We start from the raw sequence: 20,599 nt of genomic DNA on the forward strand, positions 1-20,599 counted from the left end.
GCGGCCACCGGCTGACTTCAGACTCCTCTGCCTTGTGGGGCGAGGCTACCTGTCCGGTGCTTTGCAACTTGTCTTTAGGTGTATCGGTTGTCAGCCGACTCCATCAAGGGTTGCAAGTTTGCCCAACATATAGACAGCCCGACAGAATGTCAACACCATATGTAGGCACCCTATCCGCGGCGGCCTAACCTAATTTTCCGTCTGGATTAGCGCCTGTTTGGCAGCCTCACGCAGCACTGGGAAATCGGTTTCCCACGTATCCCAAACGATGGCGTGATCGACACGGTCATAGCCGTGACGCAGTCGGTTGGCCATGGCGTACAAAGACCGCCACGGCGCATCCGGCGACATCGTTTCCAAATCCTCGAAACCGATTTTAGCCGCCGCCTCGGCAATGCGCAGAATATTGCGCTCAAGGATATCCTGGGCTTTGGTGTCGGACAGATAGGTCGTGTAATCGCCGACATCCAATTCGACGAATGAAACTTCTACCCGCTCAATGAAGGACAGGATTTCCTTGAACCGCTCGGTCTTGCGTTCAGAAGGCACGCACGCTCTCGCGTTCGATGCTTGAAGCGAAGTCCTCGGGCAGCGACAGGTCGGAAACGATATCCGCCCGGCAGCCCAACGCGCTTTCAATGGCCTCGCACAAGGGAATGAAGCGGCTGGCTGGCATCGGGCGCTCGACCGTGATGGCGACGTCCACGTCCGAGCCTTCATCTGCCTGCCCACGGGCCACCGATCCGAAGATAGCGGCATGGCGAACCCCCAGCGCATTCAATCTGCGCTGATTCTTCTGAAGCCGTCCAAGAGCATCCGCCAATGAAATCGCCATACGGGCAGTCTACCCCGAACCGGACCAAACGAAAAGGGCGGCCACAAAGGACCGCCCTTCCAAAACGTTAAGACCTGCCGTCCCTACTTATGCTCGACGCCCTTTTCGTCGAGCAAACGGGCCAGTTCGCCGGTCTGATTCATCTCGCGCACGATGTCGCAGCCGCCCACGAATTCGCCCTTCACGTAAAGCTGCGGGATGGTCGGCCAGTTGGTGAATTCCTTGATCCCGTCGCGCAGGCCCGGATCGGACAGCACGTCGACGCCCTTGAACTTGACGCCCCGCTCGCCCAGCACCTGAACCACGGCGGCCGAAAAGCCGCACTGGGGAAACATCGGCGTTCCCTTCATGTACAGCACCACCGGATTTTCAGTGATATCCTGCTTGATGCGGGCGAAAACCGGGTTCTCGTTCATGAAGGAAGGCTCCTGTTGGTGACGATGAATATTCATGACCGATATGGGGGTTCTGGGCGGCCCTGTCAACCCGGCCCCTTCTTCTGCCTTTTTGCATTAATCGCAACCGATTAATGCAAGCCTCAAGCGCCGGGCGGGATGCTCCGCATCCCTTGGCTCCCGCGCCTTCGGGCGCGCGCGGGCCTTGCCCGCGTCCAAGCGGCAATGAGATTTATTCCTTCTGCCGCTTGGTATTCCAAGCCCCCCAGGAATAAAGCGCCAGCGCCGTCCAGATGAAGGCGAAAGCCAAGCCATGAGCCTTGGTGAAAAGCTCGTCATACAAGAAAACGGCAATCACGAACTGCAATGTCGGATTCACGTAGAACAGCAGCCCCAGCGTGGTCAGGGTGAGCTTGCGGGCTGCACGGGCGAACAGCATCAAGGGAATGGCCGTCACCACGCCGCCCAGCAGCAACAGCGCGTCCAGGCCAAGAGACTGATGCAGGAAGGCGGCCTGACCGCTTATCTGCAGCCACAGGATATAACCCAACGCCAGAGGGGCCAGCAGCAGGGTTTCGGCCAGCAGGCCCAGCAGGGATTCAGCAGGGGCCTGCTTGCGCACCAATCCGTAAAGGGCGAAAGACAGGGCCAGGACCAGCGAGATCCAGGGCACCTGCCCCAGGGCCAGGATCAGAACCCCCACCCCAATCGCCGCCAGCCCAATGGCCAACCATTGGCGGGTCGAGGGGCGCTCCTTCAGCAGCACCGCCCCCAGCGCCACCGAAACCAGGGGAAAAATGTAATAGCCCAGCCCCGATTGCAAAATTTGGCCGTTGGTGGCCGCCCAGATGAAGCCGCCCCAATTGACGGCGATCAGCAAGCCCGAGGCCAAAAACCAGCGCAGACGCCTAGCGTCCTTCACCAGGGCCAGCCCATCGGCCAGCTTGCCCATCAGGGCCACCGCCAAGGCCACGAACAGAAGCGACCACAAGGCGCGGTGCGCCAGCACTTCCAGCGCCGAGACGCCTGTGAACTGGTGGAAATAGACGGGGAAAAATCCCCAGATCAGATTGGCGGCGGTGGCGTAGATCCCGGCTTGGCGGTGGGTGATGCTCACGCGCCCTCGGGCGTTTCCGTCGTGAGGGCCAGGGCGTGCAATTCGCCCCCCATGCGCCCACCCAGCGCCGCATATACCATTTGGTGCTGGGCGACGCGGCTTTTGCCCTTAAAGGCCGCCGAGACGATACGGGCCTGATAATGGTCGCCGTCGCCCGCTGTGTCCTCGATGCTGATCTGGGCATCGGGCAGGGCTTCCTTGATCAGGGCGACGATGGCGTCAGCGGCCATGGGCATGCTGTATTCCTTTCTATCCCAGTGGGCCGGACAGGGGCTTGAAGCCGGGAATGCCCGGCACGCGCCACCAATGTTCGGCGATTGCATTGTAATACGACCTGAAATCCGTGGTGAAAACGAGGTCGTTGTCCTTGGCCTGGGAAAGTGGGGGCTGTACGCCGTAAAGTCCACCCCTGACCTGACCGCCGATCATGAAATGCGGGGCCGCCGTGCCGTGATCGGTTCCCTGGCTGGCATTTTCCTTGGCCCGGCGTCCGAATTCCGAATAGGTCATCACCAACACACGATCCCAAAGGCCCGCTTTGTCCAGGGCGCTGCGCAGGGCGGCCAAGGCTTGGGCGAACTCGCCCAGCAGCTTTTCATGCGTGGCCAATTGATTGGCATGGGTGTCGAAACTGCCCAGCGACAGTTTGATCACTGGCGGCATGATGCCCGCCAGCAGCAGGCGGGCGACATTTTCCATGGCGTTTCCGAACACGCCTTGCGGAAAACCGGCCTGCATCTTCACCTGGGCCAAGCGTTCGGGCACGATCTGCTGGGCAGCCCGCATATTCATGGTTCGCACGGCCAGGATATGATCCAGCGCGGGATTGTCCATGCTTTCGCCGCCCTTGCGCTCCTTGCCCTGCTGGCGCGGCCCCTGGCCCTTGCGGTCCAGCGTGACCACGGCCAACTGCCCGCCCTCGAACGGACCCGACGAGCCATTGCCCATCACCAGCGCATGCGCGGGAATGGCGGGCGTTCCCGCCTTGGGCAACCGCGCTTCCGGCAACAGGACCGCCACCCAACCCTGATCCTCGACCTCATCGGAATCGGAAGCGCTTTCCCAGATTTCGATCGAGCGGAAATGCGAGCGGTTGGGCATGGGATAGCCAAGACCCAGCGCCACCGCGACTTCGTTTTGCTTCCAAAGCGGCATCAAGGGTTCCAGCGCCGGATGCAGCCCCAGTTCGTGATCGAGATGCAAGACCTTGGCGCGCGGGATGGCCAGCTTGGGGCGCAATTGGGCGTATAAAGGCTCGTCATAGGGAATGACGGTATTCAATCCATCATTGCCACCGTTGAATTCGATCATGATCAGCGTGCGGTCCCAGGCGGGTGAAGCCAAGGCACTGCGCGGCAAAAAAGCTGTTCCCGCCACCCCCAGACAAAGGGCCAGAAGATCGCGCCTGGACGGATGCGTCTTCATCTCATTTCACCTGATAGGCCGGATCGAGAAGCAAATGCAGGGCGGACTGTCGCAACGACAAGCCCTCGGCGGGCTTCGGCGGATCGACAGGCGGCACGGACAACAGCAGGCGCTGCATGGTCTGAAGGGCTTTTGGCGTGGCGGCGCGGTCCAGATCGGCCAGCGAGGGCATGACGCCTGGATTGTCGATGGCCAGCGGATTGAAGCTCGCCCCCAGTCCCTCGTCCTGCCCCTCGCCCTCGCGGCCCCGCAGAACGCGGCGCAGGAATTGTTCGCGCATCGACAGGGTGGCCGTGGTGATCCAGGCCGTTCCGCCCGGCCAGCCTTTGACATTGGGAGGATCGAAGAGGTCTTGCCCAAGCTGGCGACCCAGTTGCGCCAGACGCTTCTCGTCGGTCTTGCGATAACCCAATAGTCTCAGCGTGCCCACGATCACATCGACGGGCGATTTGACCAGCACGCCCCGATTCTCGGGCGCCCAGAAGGCGTCCATGGTCAACATCGCCTTCAACAACGGGCGGATTTCATAATTGCCGTCGCGCAACAAGGCCGCCAGACGTTGCACCTCGACCTCGTCGGGGTCGGGCGAGATGAGGTCGCGCCACAGTTTTTCGACCAGACGGCGGGCGGTTTCGGGTCTTGCCAGCAAAAGATCGATCACGTCATCGCCCGATTGCACGATCTGTCCCAGCACTTTTTTCGAGCCGGCATCGTGCTTTCTGGGATTGAACGTCACCTCGCCCCGCTTGGGATCGAATGCCCAGCCGGTAAAGGCCCTGGCCGCTTCCTTGACGTCCTGCTCGCTGTAATGACCTTCGCCCAACGTGAACAATTCCATCAGTTCGCGGGCGAAATTCTCGTTGGGCTGGCCTTTGCGATTGGACTGGCTGTCCAAATACAAGACCATGGCGGGGTCCCTGACGATCTCCCTTAGCAACTGGCCGTAATTTCCCAACGCATGCTGGCGGAACAGCAGATTTTGGCGGTACATGAAGCCGGGCCATTTCACCTTTTTCAGGCCCGAGGTGAAATAATTGTGCCAAAACAGCACCATATGCTCGGTAAAGGGCGAATCGGCGGCCAGCATTTCGCCCCACCACCAGGACTTAAGCGCCAGATTGCGCTCGTGCATATCCTGGCGAAAATCCTTTTTCTCTTTATCATCCATGGACTTGCGACTTGCCTGCGTGGGCAGGGGTTCGTCGATGTCGGATGGCGGTTGGGTCTTCGGCTGCGAAAGGACGAGACCGAATATTTCTTCGACCGCCGATTCGTGGGAATATTGCATCAGGCGTTCGATTTCGAAGCGGGCGGGCTGGCCGAATCCAGTGCGCGCCAACAGATGCCTGGCTTCATCGAAGGTCAGGGCCAGGGCCGGGGTTGCCCCCAGGACCGACATCAGCAAAACAAGGGAAAACAGCCGTTTCATCACGGCACGATCCTAGCGCATGACGCCATTCCAGGCCATAGGGCTGATGGGACTTGAGCAATGGACTTTCCTGTGTATGATGCCTCGCCACATCAGGGCCGCCCAAACGACCTGAGACCCCGTCCATTTACTCGGCGCGATGGGGTTGGCGGGGCGGCCATCGCGCCGAGGAAGACGAGAGGTGGCAGTCATGGATATCAAGGAAGCCCTGGCGTTCGACGACGTGCTTCTGGTCCCGGCTGCCTCGGAAGTGCTTCCGGCCGGGGTCGATACCCGCACCCGCTTCACCCGCACCATCGATCTGAACATCCCCCTGGTTTCCGCCGCCATGGATACGGTGACCGAAAGCAGGCTGGCCATCGCCATGGCCCAGGCGGGCGGCATCGGCGTCATCCATAAGAATTTGGACATCGCAGCCCAAGCCGACGAAGTGCGCATGGTCAAGAAGTTCGAATCGGGCATGGTGGTCAATCCCTTGACCATCCATCCCGACCAGACGCTGGCCGATGCGTTGAAACTGATGGCCGATTGGCGCATCTCGGGCATTCCGGTGGTCGAGCGCAATTCCGGCAAACTGGTGGGCATTCTGACCAACCGCGACGTGCGTTTCGCCTCGGCCCCTAATCAGCCGGTCAGCGAACTGATGACCAAGGAGAAGTTGGTCACGGTGCAGGAAAACGTGAAGACAGAAGAAGCCAAGCGCCTGCTGCATCAGCACCGCATCGAAAAGCTGCTGGTGGTCGATGACGCGTTTCGCTGCATCGGGCTGATCACGGTGAAAGACATCGAGAAGGCCAAGATGCATCCCAACGCTTGCAAGGACGACAAGGGACGTCTGCGCGTGGCCGCCGCCACCGGGGTTGGCGATTCGGGCAAGGAACGCGCGCGCGGGCTGATCGCGGCGGAAGTGGACGTGATCGTGGTCGATACCGCGCACGGCCATTCCAAGGGCGTTCTGGACACCGTTTCCTTCATCAAGAAACTGTCGAATTCGGTGCAGGTGGTGGCGGGCAATGTGGCGACCCCCGAGGGCGCCAAGGCCTTGATCGACGCCGGCGCCGATGCCGTCAAGGTGGGCATCGGCCCCGGCAGCATCTGCACGACGCGCATGGTGGCTGGTGTGGGTGTGCCGCAATTCACCGCCATCATGGAAACCGCCGAAGCCTGCAACAAGGCGGGCGTGCCCTTGATCGGCGACGGCGGCATCAAATTCTCGGGCGACATCGTCAAGGCCATCGCGGCAGGCGCTTCCACCGTCATGATCGGATCGCTTCTGGCCGGAACCGAGGAAAGCCCAGGCGAAGTGTTCCTCTATCAGGGCCGCTCTTACAAAAGCTATCGCGGCATGGGGTCGTTGGGCGCCATGGCCCAGGGTTCCGCCGACCGCTATTTCCAAGCCGAAGTGCGCGATGCGCTGAAACTGGTTCCCGAGGGCGTCGAAGGCCGCGTGGCCTATAAGGGACCGGTCAACAACGTCCTGCACCAGCTGGTGGGCGGTCTTCGCTCGGGCATGGGCTATACCGGCAGCCGCACGATTGCCGACCTGCAAACCAAGCGCGTGTTCAGGCGCATCACCGGCGCGGGCCTGAAGGAAAGCCATGTCCATGACGTCGCCATCACCAGGGAAGCGCCGAACTACCGGACCGAGAGCTGATTTCGTGACTCCGGGGGCGCGCATCCAAGCCGCCATCGAGCTTCTGGAAGAGGTCGAAGGATCGCCGCGTCCGGCCGATGGCGTTATCGCCAATTGGTTCAGGGCCAGGCGCTATATCGGCTCCAAGGACCGCAAGGCGATCCACGAACGTCTGTACGACGTGCTGCGCAGGCGCGCCCATCTGGGTTGGTGGCTTGATCGCATTGGGGTAGAGGCATCGGCCCGCGCCCGCCTGCTGGCCCATCTGACGCTGGCCGATCACGCCAAGCAAGACGTGTTGAACGGCTTGTTCGACGGCGAGAAATTCTGCCCGGCCCGCATGTCTTCGGACGAGCGTAAATGGACGGTGGAGCTGGAGCGCCAGCGCCTGGAACATGCCGAGATGCCCGATTGGGTGCGCTTGGAATATCCCGAATGGCTCGACGATAAGCTGCGCGCCCGCTTTGGCGAAAGCCTTGACGTTGAAATGCGCGCCCTGCTGCTGCCCGCTCGCCTTGATCTGCGCGTCAACGCGCTGAAGGCCACGCGCGAGGACGCCATCCACGCCTTGGCCCAGGAAGAAATCATCGCCCAACCGACCGAACTGTCGCCCTGGGGACTGCGCATTCCCGAACGCGTCAACCTGATGGCGAGCAAGGCCTTCAAGGACGGCTTGGTCGAAGTGCAAGACGAAGGCTCGCAACTGGCGGCGCAATTGGTAGGCGCCGAGCCAGGCATGTCGGTCTGCGATTTTTGCGCTGGCGCTGGCGGTAAGACGCTGGCCCTGGCTTCGACGATGAACAACAAGGGCCGCTTGGTCGCCTGCGACGTTTCGGAAGGCAGGCTGTCGCGCTCGGCGGATCGTTTGAAGCGGGCGGGCGTGCACAATGTCACGCGTCATGTGTTGGACGCCACGGGCGCCAAATGGGTCAAGCGCCAAGCGGGCAGTTTCGACCGCGTGCTGGTCGATGCGCCCTGCACCGGCACCGGCACTTGGCGGCGCAACCCTGACGCCAAATGGAAAATGACGCCCACGGATTTGGCGGAACTGACCGTCAAGCAGGGCGAGATTTTGGAGCGCGCCGCGCGGCTGGTGAAGCCCGCAGGCAAGCTGATTTACGTCACCTGCTCGCTGCTGCCAGACGAAAACGAAGCGCAGATCGAGGCTTTTCTGGCCAAGGCCAAAGACTTCGCCTTGGAACCCATCTCGGCCGAACGGCCCTATCTGCATCTGACGCCCGCCCAGCATGGCACGGATGGATTCTTCGCCGCCAAGCTGGTAAGAACCTGCAATTAGCCCCCTTGTTTCTCTACGCCATACGTATTACGATTTGGCATGATTGCTTCCTTTCGCTGCAAGGAAACCAGGGCCATCTGGCAGGGCGGCGTCGTTCGCCGCTTCCAGGCCATTCACAGACAGGCGCTACGCAGGCTCGATATTTTGAACGCCGCCACCAGCTTAGAAGACCTGATGCGAAATCCAGGCAATCATTTCGAGGCCTTGCGAGGGAATCGGAAAGGGCAGTTCAGCATACGCGTCAACCTGCAATGGCGGATTTGTTTTACCTGGAACGGACACGAAGCCCATGACGTCGAAATTGTCGATTACCACTAGCCCGTCTGCCATGCGCCAGAATGCGCCGATCCACCCGGGCGTGACCTTGCTTGAAGACTTCATGGAACCCCTGGGACTTAGCGCCAACCAATTGGCGCAAATGTTGGCGGTGCCGCAGAATCGGGTCAGTGAGATCGTTCGTGGACGACGTTCCATCAGTGCCGACACGGCGCTTAGGCTTGAGCGCGCCTTTGGCGTTTCCGCTCAATTCTGGCTGAATCTTCAACAGCAGTACGAACTGATCCTTGCCAGGCGCAACGCCAAGGGATTATCACGCATTAAACCCATCGCCGCTTAAGGAGCCGACCTGATGTCCGACCGCATTCTGATCCTCGACTTCGGCTCGCAAGTCACGCAATTGATCGCCAGGCGCGTGCGAGAATCCGGCGTTTATTGCGAGGTCCATCCCTTCAACAAGGTGACCGCCGACAGTTTGAAGGCTTTCGGCCCCAAGGGGCTGATCCTGTCGGGCGGGCCTTCCTCGGTGCTGGACGCCAATGCGCCGCTGCCGCCCCAATGCGTTTACGATTCAGGCCTGCCCATTTTGGGCATCTGTTACGGCCAGCAGTCGATGTGCCATCAGTTGGGCGGCAAGGTCGAAGCCGGACACGAACGCGAATTCGGACGCGCCTATGTCGACATCACCGGCGACTGCGCGCTGTTCCACGGCGCCTGGGCCATGGGGGGGCGCGAACAAGTATGGATGAGCCATGGCGACCGCGTGACCGCCATCCCGCCCGGTTTTCGTTCCGTCGGCACGTCGGAGGGCGCCCCCTTCGCCGCCATCGCCAATGACGAGAAGCGCTATTACGGTGTGCAATTCCATCCCGAAGTGGTGCATACCCCGCACGGCGCCAAGCTGCTGGCAAATTTCGTGCACGGGGTTTGCGCCTGCAAGAATGATTGGACGATGGCCGCCTTCCGCGCCCAGGAAATCGCCAAGGTCAGGGCGCAGGTAGGGGCTGGCCGGGTCATTTGCGGCCTGTCGGGCGGCGTCGATTCATCCGTCGTGGCGGCCTTGCTGCACGAGGCCATCGGCGACCAACTGACTTGCGTTTTCGTCGATCACGGCTTCATGCGCATGGGCGAGGCCGAGCAAGTGGTCAACGTTTTTCGCGACCGCTTCAACATCAATCTGGTGCATCGCGACGCATCCGAACTGTTCCTCTCGAAACTGGCGGGCATGACCGACCCCGAGAAGAAGCGCAAGACCATCGGCGGTTTGTTCATCGACGTCTTCGAGGAAGAGGCCAAGAAAGTGGGCGGCGCCGATTTTCTGGCCCAGGGCACGCTGTACCCGGACGTCATCGAATCGGTCAGCTTCATCGGCGGACCAAGTGTGACCATCAAAAGCCATCACAATGTGGGCGGCTTGCCTGCGCGCATGAATATGAAGTTGGTCGAACCCTTGCGCGAATTGTTCAAAGACGAGGTGCGCGCCCTGGGCCGCGAATTGGGACTGCCCGACGAAATGGTGGGCCGCCACCCCTTCCCCGGCCCTGGCCTCGCCATCCGCATTCCCGGCCAGGAGATTACGCGCGACAAACTGGATATCTTGCGCAAGGCCGACGCCATCTATCTGGAAGAAATCCGCAATGCGGGCCTGTACGACGCCATCTGGCAAGCCTTCGCCGTGCTGCTGCCGGTGCGCACCGTGGGCGTGATGGGGGATTCGCGCAGCTACGATTACGCCCTGGCCTTGCGCGCCGTGACCAGCACCGACGGCATGACCGCCGATTTCTATCCCTTCGACATGAATTTCCTGGGCCGCACGGCGAACAGGATCATCAACGAGGTCAAGGGCATCAACCGCGTGACGTTTGATGTCACCAGTAAACCGCCGGGAACGATTGAGTGGGAATGAGCCGGGCGTGGCGAAAACGCCTTGGTTTCATGAATTCAAGGCCGAGATCGAGCGAGACGCAAAGGAATTGCTGGCCGCCCGCGATGCCCGTCCGCCCGAGCGCTGGTCTTACGATGAGGCCGCCGCCCGCACCCGTGATTTCTATGTCGAGCGCATTATCGGCTACGCCACTTGCCTTAGCATCACCGTGCCAGAGAGAGATGAATTGCTGGGGTTGATCGACGGGCTTTGGCCCCCTTCCGAGAACGGTTGAATGAGCATCACTATCTTCGGCATCAAAAATTGCGACACCATGAAAAAGGCTTTCGCTTGGCTGGACGAGCATGGAGTCGCCTATGTCTTCCACGACTACAAAAAGCAGGGCGTGGCGAAGGCCGACCTTGAACGCTGGTGCAAGGCGCTGGGCTGGGAGAAGGTATTGAACCGCGCGGGCACCACCTTTCGCAAATTGGCCGAAGACAGGCAGAAGAATCTCGACCAAACCAAGGCCATCGGCCTGATGCTTGAACAGCCAAGCATGATCAAGCGCCCGATCATCGAGGGCGAAGGCATCCTGGATCTTGGCTTCAAGCCCGAGCGTTACGCATCCATTTTCAAAACTTAGTTTTCCGCCGCCCCCCAATCCCCATCACCACCAACACAATCCAGCCGCCGATAAGGGCAAAGCCGCCGGTGGGCGTGATCATGGGCCAAGCTAGCTCGCCGGTCAGCGCCTTCAAAGCCAGCGAGCCTGAGAACAGCAAAATCCCCGCCAAGAACAACAAGCCAGACAGATGCGCCAAGCGCTGTCCACCCGCCGCCAGCCGGTCAACGGCCAAAAGGGCAAGCGCATGCCACAGCGCGTAATGCGAGGCCTTGGCGGCGATTTCCGATTCATAGCTTCCCGGCGCAAATCCATGCGCGGCATAGGCGCCGAAGGCCACGCCAAAAGCGCCCGCCAGGCCTGCCGCGATCAGCCAAGGGCGCATTTTCTATCCTCTAACACAACGGACGAAATTATAGATGCGCAGCACGTCGCCCTGCGGCCCGGCCCCCTTGGGCAAGCGGGATTCGTCGCCGCTTTTGGGGCTTGAGCGCTGAGCGCCCGCGCCATGCACATCTGTCAATTTCAGATTGGCGGAAGACGAGGGGCCACCCATCATGCCTCCCGGCGGAAAGCCGCCCATACCTCCGCCCGGAGGACCACCCATGCCACCGCCCGGAGGACCGCCCATACCTCCGCCCGGAGGACCACCCATCATGCCGCCGCCGCCCAGATGGCCCTGCGCCGTGCCAAACGAAATATAGACTGCGAAATCGCCCGGTCGCCGTCCGTCGAGGTGAGAGGTGGAGGTCCAGAAATAGGGCCATTCGCGCTTGCCATCGTCATCCCTGATGGCGGTGATGGCGAAGATGGGATCAAGCGCCGCCGACTGCGTAGCCGAAGGCGCGCGCGCATAATCGACGATGCTGTGCAATTCCTTGGCGTTGGGCAGGCGCCAATCATTCTGTCCAGCAAGGGAAAGGCTTTCACAATAGGCTAGGGCTTGGCCCCAATCCAGCCCCTTGCCGCTGTCGGATTTGGTCCAGACGAGGCCGGTGGCGAGATCGGCGATCGTGCCGTCGCCATTGTCCCTGAAATTGTTCTGCCCATAGGACGGATTGCCGCGCACATAGCGCGCATACCAGACGCGACCGCCCGGCCCGCCATCCTGCGGATAGGCCTTGATCCGCCCATCGGCGAAGTTGACCCCGAAGAAGGAACGGTCGCGCCCCATGGTCAGGCCCAGATAGGCGGTGCTGGTCACATATTGCGCGTCGATGAAACGCCCCTGGCTGGGATATTCGAAATTGAAATAGCGCGTATCGATATAGGGCTTGGCGTCGGCGGGGGCACCCTGCGTTCCAGGTCCGGCGCTGCCCGTCGCCCCTTGGAAATTCATCAGCGAATATAGTTCCTTGATAGTGGGCACCCGCCAGTCGGCAAATCCTCCGGTGCGGGCAGCCTGTGCCTGGGCGGGCGCTCCGGCAAAACTGGTTCTGCTGAACGCCTTCTCCCACATCAGGCCGGTCACCAGATCGCTGACCGTGCCGTCGCCATTGTCGCGATATTGCGGGACCAGCCCTTGATATTGCGCATCCTGGCCGAAAAAGGCCTGACCGGACGATGGGCAGCCGACCCGGCCCATGTCGTCGTAACATTGCCTTTGGCCGGTGTCTGGGACGGCATAGGAGAGTTCGCCCGCCTGGGCCAATCCGCCCGCCAGGCATCCAAAAACGACCAAAAGACAATTGCCGCCTCGCATTACCTTGCCTCCCCAGCCTTAAAACCGTCCCAGCTTGGTCATCAAAGCTCAAGATTTCAAGGAAAAGCCGATCCAAAGGCCCGTTCCCGGCCTTGACAGGCTGGGGGGGCGAAGCCATTATCCCGCCCTGCCTTCGGGCATGGGGCCGTAGCTCAGTTGGGAGAGCGCCGCAATCGCACTGCGGAGGTCGTGAGTTCGAATCTCATCGGCTCCACCATTTCGAAATTGGCTCGGTCTCAAGGACCGGGCCTTTTGCATTTCCGGGAAAGTCTTAGGCATAGCTAAAGGTTCAGTCTTCCGACTTGTACACTTCGGGATGAATGCCGTGACGAGGCCAGGATGCGTGAGGGTAAAGTTTTTCAAGAACGGACGGATGGCCCGACGCCCCACGGCGGAACCTATTCGATTGCCTATTTCCGCGATGAACATGGCCGCCCAACCCTTAGGGACGATGCGGCAATAATCGAGATCGTTGAATATGACGAAACGGACCGAGAGATTTTCCACACTCGAATGGTTCAGAACCCGCTAGGCAGAGGTGACGCAGACGGCGCCTAACCGGCTACATGTACACAGTCTGAAAAACCCATTCCTTGAAGGTATCCTTGTAGAAGCAGAAGCCTTCATTGGGAACCGTTGGGTTCCATTCGCCTCTTTTCCGTTCCTGGGGGGCGTGCTGTTTATGATTGATGATCACGCGGACATTGGCCTTCACCGGCCAGCAGTTTTCGGCAAGTTTTCCCCACTCAAGCTGCATTTGTTTGATTCCGCCAATGCGGATATCCTTCACTTCGATCTGCACGCTGGCGACCCCGCCGCCCTCATCGTTGTAGCTTGACGTATAGTGAGGAATGAAACTCTTCTCGATCGATTTGATGATGTCGCCTTCGGAAATCTTCGGCAGGCCGTCTTCGAAGCACCCCGCCAAAAGAAAGGCAACGGGCAACAGCGCAACAAGTGATTTTATAATTGCCATCTCTGCGTTCTCCCAATAGCCCAGAACCAAACGATGTTTCCGCAAGATAGCACCCTCCTCTTTCACCATTACCCCTCAAATGGGGGGGGCGAAACTCCAGTCATAAGGCTTGAATTCAAATCACTTTAGGGGAGCGACACTGACATGATGAGATTGGCCGTTAGAAACCTTGGCTACGCAGCCTGTTTCGCCAGCTTGGTTTTCACCTTCGAGGCAATGGCCGAAAGCAAGAAAATTACCTTCCTGCATGTCAACGACATCTACGAATTTCTGCCCGGCGACAGCCGCGGCGGCTTGGCAGAGTTGAAGACCCTCATCAAGGACGAGAAGCGCCGCAACCCCAGCGCCATGGTCACCTTCTCCGGAGACTTGCTTTCGCCGTCGGTCGCCTCGAGCGTGACCCAGGGAAGCCATATGATCGAGTTCTTCAATCGAATGGATGTATCGGCGGCGACGCTGGGCAACCACGAATTTGATTTCGGCGCCGATCAGCTTCGCCAACGGATGAAAGAGTCGACCTTTCCCTGGGTCGTCAGCAATGCCTTCGAACAGGATGGCAAGCCGTTTGGCAACGCCCAGGAATTGCGCGTCATCGAAGCCGAAGGGATCAAGGTTGGATATTTTGGTCTGCTGACATCCGAAACCGCCCATATGTCGGCTGGCGCCAAGCAAGTAACGTTCCGGCCCGAAATCGAAATCGCGCGCAAGTCGGTGGCGGCCCTCAAGGAAAGGGGGGCCGATGTCATCGTCGCCTTGACGCATCTTGACCTGGACGAGGACAGGAAACTGTTGCGCGAGGTTGGAGGAATCAATCTGATCCTTGGCGGTCACGACCATAATGCCGTCATTCTTGAGGAAGACGGCGTATTGATCGTCAAGGCGGGCGAGAACGGCACGCACCTGGCGGTGATCGAATTGGCGTTCGAAACGCAGAAGGGCAAGGACGGCAAGGTTTCGGCGAAAGTGCGGTCCGATAGCTGGGGATTCCGTCCGACCAAAGGGGCCGGTGCCGATCCTGAACTTGAAAAGCTGGCGATGAGGTACGATACCGAACTGAAAGGCGCGCTTGATCAGCCGCTCACGACCCTTGGCGTGCCTTTGGACAGCCGGGAGGAGATGGTCCGCGGGCGTGAAACGGCAATCGGCAATCTGGTCGCCGATGCCTTGAAATCAGCCCTTGGCGCCGACATCGCCTTGATCAACGGCGGAAGCTTGCGCGGCAACCGGCAGTATGAAGCGGGAGCGGTATTCACGCGAGCCGATGTCCTTCGGGAATTTCCCTTCAGGAACAGTGCCGTGCTGATTGAAATCAAGGGCAGTGATTTGCTGGCGGCTCTCGAGGCGGGCGTTTCAAAGGCGCCGGCAAAGGCAGGACGCTTCCCTCAAGTCGCTGGAATCAAGTTTTCCTACAGCCCGGCAGCCGAACCGGGAAAGCGCGTGCGCAAGGTTTCCGTCGCGGGCAAGCCACTGCAGCCTTCAGCAAGCTACCGGCTGGCTACGAACAGCTATCTGGCCGACGGGGGCGATGGCTATGAAGCCCTCAAGAAGGGCAGAATGTTGGTTGACCGCATGTCGGCGCCGATATTGACAACCCTGGTCATCGACGCGCTGGCAAGCATGGGCAGCGTTCAGACGCTCGTCGAAGGCCGCATTCTGGAAACCAATTGAGGCAAGAAGCTCGGCGCTTATTCAGGCGAATAGAGAAGGGCAAAAGCGAAGACGCCAACCAGGATGCACAAGCCAATGCACCACAGGGCTGAGACATAAACGCCTGCCCTGGCATTAAGCGCGGATATGGCCGGATTGGCCGGGTTGTAAATGGCGAAGGCGGGCAAATTGTCCAGCAGGGCGCGGGTCTGCTCCTCGGCTTTTTTTCTTGTCATCGGCGTCTGCTGGCCAAAAAGCAGACGGTCTCCAGTCCATGTCTGCCCGTCTGCCTCGAAGGCGTAGGAGACCTTCGTCGCGTAGGATGGTACGCCCTGGACGCTGCGTTCCACGACCGAGGCATCCAAGCTGCTGCAGATGGCACGCGGCCATGAACGGGCTAGGTGCGCCATTCTCAGATCCCGAAACAAACGGTATACGTGAAAGGCGAAAACGCCGGCTGAAATCAGCAGCGAAATGGCGGACTGCGCGGAACTCAACACGTCTTTATTTCTCCCGCATAAAGATTGAGTCACGGTTGGCAGGCGGAAGGAATGGCAATCCGCAAGCCGCCTATTCCTGGCAGGTCATTTGGACAGTCAAGGAACCCGGCTCTGGCTTATGCATAACTTCAATATATACTTTCCCGGCCTTGTCCTGACTGTATCTGGTTTCGGTAATACGTGAAGGAGCCTCGGAAAAGGGCTTGAACGGGCCATTCCAGGTGACAAGATTCTTGGCGCCCGCCTTTTCGACCGTGTACGTCCCCTTCGAATGCATGTTCTTTCCGTCCGGCGTACCGAACTTATAGCTGTTTCCTGCAATCTCCAACTTGCCGATATTCGTCAGCATCCGCCCATAGGTGGCCGTGCAACGATAGCTGCCCGAAAGAATTCCGCCATCAGCCGCATGGCCCTGCTGGGTTGCGAACTGGCCAGCCGTCAAGCCAAGGGCGGCAATCAAAGCAGACTTGAGAAAGCTCTTCATCATGGGCGTCCCCGCCACCTGGAATGAATCGATTTTGTACCCGCAACACCGGCTGGGATGAATGTCTGTCACCCACCCGAGCCGACGACATTATGGGGCATCGCTAATGCATCCCCACCCCCCATTTGAGGGGCTGCTTGCTGGGGCGATTGGGTTAGCCTGGAATTCCATAGGCGGCGCAACAAAGTGATATCGGAGGATAAATGGTCTTCAGTTGGAAACGATTTGCTCTACTGCCTCTCTGCGCCGTAGCGCTAGCAGGATGTTTTGGCGACAAATTGCCGAAAATTTCCGAAGACGAGATCGTCAAAACGATACAAAGCGAATTTGGTTCTTACTATCGAGCAACCAACAATCTGTACGGTGGCGGCGTCAAGGATGTGCAGGTAGACGTATCCGCAGTCAAAATTGGCCCAATTACCGAAATGCAGTTATTCTACGGAAAAAATGCTGAGCCCTGCTGGCCCGTGAAGGCCAATGTCAAAATTACCGTCATTTTCAACTCGCATGCGCCAAGCGAATCTTTGCGTGGCGGATTGAACACAAGCTCGCCCGGCGAAGGCTTTTGCTTCTATAAAAACGAATTCAAGGAATGGAATTTCAAAACCCCAAGCTTCTGATCGCTTTCTGGAGAGACGATATTTTCAATGCTCCAAACATATTGGGATGGAATTATCGCCCTAAAAATAGTATGGTCTTTACTGTCCGCTAAATAGCAGATATTTCGACTAAAATCAAGAAGATACGAGCCATATAACCGCCATATTATACCTTAATTTTACCTTATTTCTTTGGCATAAAGGCATGACTTCCAAAATGAACAACTGGAAGGCTCGAATTGGAGAGCATCATGGAAGATGCCGATCAAGGGAACGGACAAGAATGTCAGACATGCCTGTACAACGCCTCGCCTCGCCCAGCCACATCACCTGAATACCCGGCAATCTGCAATTCTCTTTTGGATCTCCTGGGCGTTGGCGTCATCGTCTTTGCGGATTCGAAGGCCGTTTATGTCAACCAGCAGGCGGATGAAATCCTTGCCAGCTGCGATGGGCTGCGGCTGGACGGTGGCGGCCGTTTGCGCGCGGCCAAGCCGGACGAAGACCGGGCGTTGCAGAATTTGCTTCGAACGCCGCACCATCCGTCAGCGGGCACGCAAGAGCGTGAGCGGTCCTCCCTGACGATTTCCAGGCATTCTGAAAAGCTGCCATACCCGATTACAATATCCCATTTGCCGATCGCAACGGGCCAGACGCAGCCCAGTCCAAGACAGGTTGCGGCATTCATCCGCGATCCAAACCATATCGGAACCATTGCGTGGGAGGCGGTCGCCGGAATCTTTGACCTAACGCCGACCGAGGCAAAACTGGTTCGCCACCTCGTCGAGGGCCATTCGCCTGAAGACGCCGCCAAGCTGATGGGCATCAATGTCAGCACGGCCAGATGGCATCTGAAGCAGATTTTTGAGAAAACGGCGACAAACCGACAAACCGAACTCGTCCGCTTGATTCTTGGAATGGCGATGCCTTTGCGGTCGTTTGGAACTGTCGACATCCCTCCCAAATGAGGGGATCGCCTGCCTCACCCGTCTGCTTTCATTCACATAACTTGAAGCGATCCATCTAGAAAAGTAACGGGAGGAAAGGATGGACTCTGGCGTTGTTGCGCTGCTTGCCGTCATTGGTGTGATCGGATATCTCATCTATCGCAGAGTCAAGAATGGCCCTGATGGCTATAGCGATGACAGCGAAACTTTCCGCGACCATTGGGACCGGGATTGACGCTACCTGCAGGGTGATGCGCTCTCTGTGGAATAGCTGGCACAGCCCTGAAGCCTGTCAATCGTGATGGAAAGAACGCGGGGCGAAACGGCCGGATCGCCGCCGCAGACGTCATCATGCTTCTCGCGGACATCGATTGTGTAATACCGGCTTGTTGCCTGGGGTGCTGCAACAAAAACCAAACACTGCGCGGAAATCTCAAGAACCGGCTTTTTTGTATAGGCCGCAAGCGCCAGATCAAGCGCCTGTTCCTCGTTACCGATGATGCGTCCCGTGCAGTATCGTTCCGAAGCCTGGCTTGCCCCACCCGTAGTCAGGAAAGCAAGGGCGAAGAGTCCAAGACCCTTCGCCCAAGTTTTCCCGCAATGTCTTTTCGGGGCCGTCAGTTTGCCCCGCCCATGGCGATGACATTGGCGCCGCCGATGGCGATGACATTCGCACCACCCATGGCAACGACATTGGCGCCGCCCATAGCGACGACATTGCCGCCGCTGCTTGCCAACTTCTGATTTATGGCGCTAGCCTTCTGCTGGACGTCGGCCGGAAGACTGCCCAAGGGCTGCATCTGCCCCTTCCTGAATTTCTGATTGATGCCGCCATGACATTTCCAGGCAATGATCTGTGAACCAGCCCGGTCTGCCTGGCCTTTTACATCCATGCACCAGCCTTCTTCATTATTGACCTGGCCGCCGCTCATCGCCCACTTCTGGCTCTTTTTATTCGGGTCGCAGGATTGAACGGCAAGCGACCTCCCCTCGCCTTGGCTTTCCACGCAACGCCCATTCATCATCAGCGGACCATAGCCGTTAAAGGAAACTTGCTGATTCGAGCCGCCATGGCAGTTCCAGAGAATCAGATCGCTTCCACCGCCGCGCACATCGACGCACATGGCGGATGGCATGCCCGTGCCCATAAAGAATGTTTCAGCCAGTGCGGGCGCGGCGCTCAGGCTTGTCGCAAGGGCCGCCAACATAATGACCAGTGACTTTCTCATTGCCGATAACCTCCGAGTTTGTTGATCTCCTCATAAAAGCAGTTGAAGTTACAGCGCGCCCCTCCAAAATTAGAGGCGTGCATGACGCTGGCGCAGATAACATGGCTAGTCGAAAGTTGCTGCCCACTGGATGCCAGGGAAAGTTTGATGACCAGCACAAACCTTGTTTTCGCCGCAACCATTCTAGCCTGTGCAACCACGGAATCGCTTGCCGGTCCCAAGGGCATCGTCACAAGCTATGAAGCTGTCTTTGAGGGTGAGATGCATGACCGCAGCGCGGATCAGAAGCACTCGTTGCGACTGGTCATGCGTCAAGATGGCGAAAGGCTTGAAGCCAGAACGGATAGTTCTGCTTCCGGCATGCTGAAAGGCTGGCGAAGAAATGGCTTATGCAGCTTGAAGGGCCGGATTGAAGGAGTCTATCTGGTGCTTTTGGGGGACTGTTCCGACAAAAGCTATAAGGGCAACTTTACGCAAATTGTAGAAGGCGGGAATCTGGAGGGGGTCTTCCAGTTGGAAGCCGTCTCTGGAAATCTAAAGCCTGTTTCAGCCCGAAAGTGAGAAAGCCGCAGAAATCCATGCTTTCTACGCATGGACTGCGCCTCATCGGCTCCACCATCATTTCCTTCAATGTAGCGGCACCCGTTCGGGTAGGCCCCACCCTGACCGGCTGGGGCGGTTGATTCTTTCCATCAAAGGCGCATGCTGAATTTACGAATTGAGACCGGATAACCGGCTCGGACATCCTGGGAGGAGTGAATAATGACCATTGAAGCGATTCTGCGCACAAAGGGCAAAGACGTTTTCACGCTGCGCCCTGAAAGTTCGGTTGGCGACGCGACGGCCCTGTTGGCCAGCAAGCGCATCGGCGCCGTTGTGGTTTGCGATTCCAAAGGCCGCATCATGGGCATGCTGTCCGAGCGCGATATCGTGCGCGGCATGAGCCAGTATGGCAAAAGCGTCTATGACATGCCGGTGCGCAATCTGATGAGCAGCCCCGTGACCACCTGCTCGCCCAAGGATAGCGTGAAGAAGATGACCAGCCTGATGAACAGCAAGCGTTTTCGCCACCTGCCGGTGGTCGATAACGACGAGTTGATCGGCATCGTTTCCATCGGCGACCTGGTCGGCGCCAGAATCAGCCATGCCGAGATGGAAATGGGCGTTCTGAAAGACATCGCCTTCGCCAGACGCTAAGGCCCGCCGCCTCCCCTGCCAGGATCAGCCCCGGCAGGGGAACAGGGTGGATTTTATACCCTGCAAGAGGGTTGCAGCCTGGGAAGAGCTGAGCTAAAGTCCGCGCCCGCTCATAAGCCGGAAGGGTGGCAGAGTGGTCGATCGCACCGCACTCGAAATGCGGCGTACCCGTAAGGGTACCGGGAGTTCGAATCTCCCCCCTTCCGCCATCTCCTACTTCACTTTGGCTCTGGCTTCGGCCAGGGCGGCATAGGCGGCGCGGGTCTTTTCGGCCACCTCCAGAATGCGTTCCCAGCCCAGCGGCAGCTCCTCGGAGAGATCGTGCAATTCCATTTTGGCGGCAACCGCCCGGGCCGACAGTTTGCGGATTTCATCCTTCAGCGCAGCATTCTCGTCCATGTTTTCACGGCCTCACCTTTGTC

26 protein-coding genes and 2 tRNA genes are annotated in these 20,599 nt (G+C 58.9%); 14 read left to right on the forward strand and 14 right to left on the reverse strand.

Going from position 1 to position 20,599, the window contains the following annotated elements; genetic code table 11:
- Window positions 1–189 precede the first annotated feature (189 nt).
- The 7 genes from HQL44_13250 to HQL44_13280 all read right to left on the reverse strand — a co-directional run bounded on the left by HQL44_13250 (window position 190) and on the right by HQL44_13280 (window position 5,204).
- Window positions 190–549, reverse strand: coding sequence for a DUF86 domain-containing protein (locus tag HQL44_13250; GenBank protein ID MBF0269546.1), 360 nt, complete (start codon window positions 547–549; stop codon window positions 190–192).
- Window positions 539–835 (reverse strand): nucleotidyltransferase domain-containing protein, encoded by a 297-nt coding sequence (locus HQL44_13255; GenBank protein ID MBF0269547.1) that lies wholly within the window; start codon window positions 833–835, stop codon window positions 539–541. The genes HQL44_13250 and HQL44_13255 overlap by 11 nt, the downstream gene beginning before the upstream one ends.
- 83 nt (window positions 836–918) lie before the next feature.
- On the reverse strand, window positions 919–1,251 hold the full coding sequence (gene grxD, locus HQL44_13260) for a Grx4 family monothiol glutaredoxin (GenBank protein MBF0269548.1): 333 nt from the start codon (window positions 1,249–1,251) through the stop codon (window positions 919–921).
- A gap of 211 nt (window positions 1,252–1,462) precedes the next feature.
- Window positions 1,463–2,347: an EamA family transporter RarD gene (gene rarD, locus HQL44_13265; GenBank protein MBF0269549.1), complete on the reverse strand. Its 885-nt coding sequence runs from the start codon at window positions 2,345–2,347 to the stop codon at window positions 1,463–1,465.
- On the reverse strand, window positions 2,344–2,583 hold the full coding sequence (locus HQL44_13270) for a BolA family transcriptional regulator (GenBank protein ID MBF0269550.1): 240 nt from the start codon (window positions 2,581–2,583) through the stop codon (window positions 2,344–2,346). Before HQL44_13270 ends, rarD begins: the two co-directional genes overlap by 4 nt.
- A 13-nt stretch (window positions 2,584–2,596) precedes the next feature.
- Window positions 2,597–3,772, reverse strand: a complete 1,176-nt coding sequence (locus HQL44_13275; protein MBF0269551.1) for a DUF1501 domain-containing protein — start codon at window positions 3,770–3,772, stop codon at window positions 2,597–2,599.
- Window position 3,773: 1 nt separating this feature from the next.
- On the reverse strand, window positions 3,774–5,204 hold the full coding sequence (locus HQL44_13280) for a DUF1800 domain-containing protein (protein ID MBF0269552.1): 1,431 nt from the start codon (window positions 5,202–5,204) through the stop codon (window positions 3,774–3,776).
- 187 nt (window positions 5,205–5,391) lie between these two features.
- Here HQL44_13280 and guaB point away from each other — a divergent pair, with 187 nt between their 5' ends.
- Genes guaB through HQL44_13315 form a run of 7 tightly spaced genes read left to right on the forward strand, consistent with a single transcriptional unit; the run spans window position 5,392 to window position 10,917 of the window.
- Window positions 5,392–6,855, forward strand: a complete 1,464-nt coding sequence (gene guaB, locus HQL44_13285; protein ID MBF0269553.1) for an IMP dehydrogenase — start codon at window positions 5,392–5,394, stop codon at window positions 6,853–6,855.
- Window positions 6,856–6,859: 4 nt separating this feature from the next.
- Window positions 6,860–8,131 carry an RsmB/NOP family class I SAM-dependent RNA methyltransferase gene (locus HQL44_13290; GenBank protein MBF0269554.1) on the forward strand — a complete coding sequence of 424 codons (1,272 nt, stop codon included), beginning with the start codon at window positions 6,860–6,862 and terminating at the stop codon, window positions 8,129–8,131.
- A gap of 39 nt (window positions 8,132–8,170) precedes the next feature.
- Window positions 8,171–8,449 (forward strand): type II toxin-antitoxin system RelE/ParE family toxin, encoded by a 279-nt coding sequence (locus HQL44_13295; GenBank protein ID MBF0269555.1) that lies wholly within the window; start codon window positions 8,171–8,173, stop codon window positions 8,447–8,449.
- A gap of 10 nt (window positions 8,450–8,459) precedes the next feature.
- Complete coding sequence (locus tag HQL44_13300) at window positions 8,460–8,747, forward strand: HigA family addiction module antidote protein (protein MBF0269556.1); 288 nt, start codon at window positions 8,460–8,462, stop codon at window positions 8,745–8,747.
- 12 nt (window positions 8,748–8,759) lie between these two features.
- The gene (gene guaA, locus HQL44_13305; GenBank protein MBF0269557.1) at window positions 8,760–10,313 is read left to right on the forward strand and encodes a glutamine-hydrolyzing GMP synthase; all 1,554 of its coding nucleotides are present in this window, start codon (window positions 8,760–8,762) and stop codon (window positions 10,311–10,313) included.
- A 7-nt stretch (window positions 10,314–10,320) separates the two neighbouring features.
- Entirely contained in the window at window positions 10,321–10,566 is a 246-nt protein-coding gene (locus HQL44_13310) for a hypothetical protein (protein ID MBF0269558.1), read from the forward strand.
- Complete coding sequence (locus tag HQL44_13315) at window positions 10,567–10,917, forward strand: ArsC family reductase (GenBank protein MBF0269559.1); 351 nt, start codon at window positions 10,567–10,569, stop codon at window positions 10,915–10,917. It abuts the gene before it with no gap.
- On the opposite strand, the gene HQL44_13320 is transcribed toward HQL44_13315, so the two are convergent.
- Together HQL44_13320 and HQL44_13325 are read right to left on the reverse strand one after the other, a co-directional pair.
- The gene (locus HQL44_13320) at window positions 10,907–11,281 is read right to left on the reverse strand and encodes a DUF423 domain-containing protein (protein MBF0269560.1); all 375 of its coding nucleotides are present in this window, start codon (window positions 11,279–11,281) and stop codon (window positions 10,907–10,909) included. The genes HQL44_13315 and HQL44_13320 overlap by 11 nt on opposite strands.
- Before the next feature lie 3 nt (window positions 11,282–11,284).
- Window positions 11,285–12,598, reverse strand: coding sequence for a DUF1566 domain-containing protein (locus HQL44_13325; protein MBF0269561.1), 1,314 nt, complete (start codon window positions 12,596–12,598; stop codon window positions 11,285–11,287).
- Between the two features lie 141 nt (window positions 12,599–12,739).
- Here HQL44_13325 and HQL44_13330 point away from each other — a divergent pair.
- Window positions 12,740–12,815 (forward strand) — tRNA-Ala (locus HQL44_13330).
- A gap of 345 nt (window positions 12,816–13,160) precedes the next feature.
- Here HQL44_13330 and HQL44_13335 read toward each other — a convergent pair.
- On the reverse strand, window positions 13,161–13,643 hold the full coding sequence (locus tag HQL44_13335; GenBank protein ID MBF0269562.1) for a hypothetical protein: 483 nt from the start codon (window positions 13,641–13,643) through the stop codon (window positions 13,161–13,163).
- Between the two features lie 75 nt (window positions 13,644–13,718).
- On the opposite strand from HQL44_13335, the gene HQL44_13340 reads away from it, so the two are divergent.
- Window positions 13,719–15,242 carry a 5'-nucleotidase C-terminal domain-containing protein gene (locus HQL44_13340; GenBank protein ID MBF0269563.1) on the forward strand — a complete coding sequence of 508 codons (1,524 nt, stop codon included), beginning with the start codon at window positions 13,719–13,721 and terminating at the stop codon, window positions 15,240–15,242.
- Between the two features lie 17 nt (window positions 15,243–15,259).
- Here HQL44_13340 and HQL44_13345 read toward each other — a convergent pair whose 3' ends face one another.
- Window positions 15,260–15,721, reverse strand: a complete 462-nt coding sequence (locus tag HQL44_13345; GenBank protein ID MBF0269564.1) for a DUF3592 domain-containing protein — start codon at window positions 15,719–15,721, stop codon at window positions 15,260–15,262.
- Between the two features lie 70 nt (window positions 15,722–15,791).
- On the reverse strand, window positions 15,792–16,208 hold the full coding sequence (locus HQL44_13350) for a hypothetical protein (protein MBF0269565.1): 417 nt from the start codon (window positions 16,206–16,208) through the stop codon (window positions 15,792–15,794).
- Between the two features lie 200 nt (window positions 16,209–16,408).
- On the opposite strand from HQL44_13350, the gene HQL44_13355 reads away from it, so the two are divergent.
- Together HQL44_13355 and HQL44_13360 are read left to right on the forward strand one after the other, a co-directional pair.
- Complete coding sequence (locus HQL44_13355) at window positions 16,409–16,825, forward strand: hypothetical protein (GenBank protein ID MBF0269566.1); 417 nt, start codon at window positions 16,409–16,411, stop codon at window positions 16,823–16,825.
- 230 nt (window positions 16,826–17,055) lie between these two features.
- On the forward strand, window positions 17,056–17,772 hold the full coding sequence (locus HQL44_13360) for a helix-turn-helix transcriptional regulator (GenBank protein MBF0269567.1): 717 nt from the start codon (window positions 17,056–17,058) through the stop codon (window positions 17,770–17,772).
- 596 nt (window positions 17,773–18,368) lie between these two features.
- Here HQL44_13360 and HQL44_13365 read toward each other — a convergent pair.
- Window positions 18,369–18,980 carry an RICIN domain-containing protein gene (locus HQL44_13365; protein ID MBF0269568.1) on the reverse strand — a complete coding sequence of 204 codons (612 nt, stop codon included), beginning with the start codon at window positions 18,978–18,980 and terminating at the stop codon, window positions 18,369–18,371.
- A gap of 147 nt (window positions 18,981–19,127) precedes the next feature.
- On the opposite strand from HQL44_13365, the gene HQL44_13370 reads away from it, so the two are divergent.
- The 3 genes from HQL44_13370 (at window position 19,128) to HQL44_13380 (ending at window position 20,386) form a co-directional block, all read left to right on the forward strand.
- Entirely contained in the window at window positions 19,128–19,541 is a 414-nt protein-coding gene (locus HQL44_13370; protein ID MBF0269569.1) for a hypothetical protein, read from the forward strand.
- Between the two features lie 201 nt (window positions 19,542–19,742).
- Entirely contained in the window at window positions 19,743–20,177 is a 435-nt protein-coding gene (locus HQL44_13375) for a CBS domain-containing protein (protein MBF0269570.1), read from the forward strand.
- 119 nt (window positions 20,178–20,296) lie between these two features.
- Window positions 20,297–20,386: transfer RNA gene (locus HQL44_13380), tRNA-Ser, on the forward strand.
- Window positions 20,387–20,390: 4 nt separating this feature from the next.
- On the opposite strand, the gene HQL44_13385 is transcribed toward HQL44_13380, so the two are convergent.
- Complete coding sequence (locus tag HQL44_13385; protein MBF0269571.1) at window positions 20,391–20,576, reverse strand: hypothetical protein; 186 nt, start codon at window positions 20,574–20,576, stop codon at window positions 20,391–20,393.
- Window positions 20,577–20,599: the final 23 nt, after the last annotated feature.

This window comes from Alphaproteobacteria bacterium, assembly GCA_015231795.1.
In the GTDB taxonomy this organism is placed as follows: Bacteria; Pseudomonadota; Alphaproteobacteria; order Rhodospirillales; family WMHbin7; genus WMHbin7.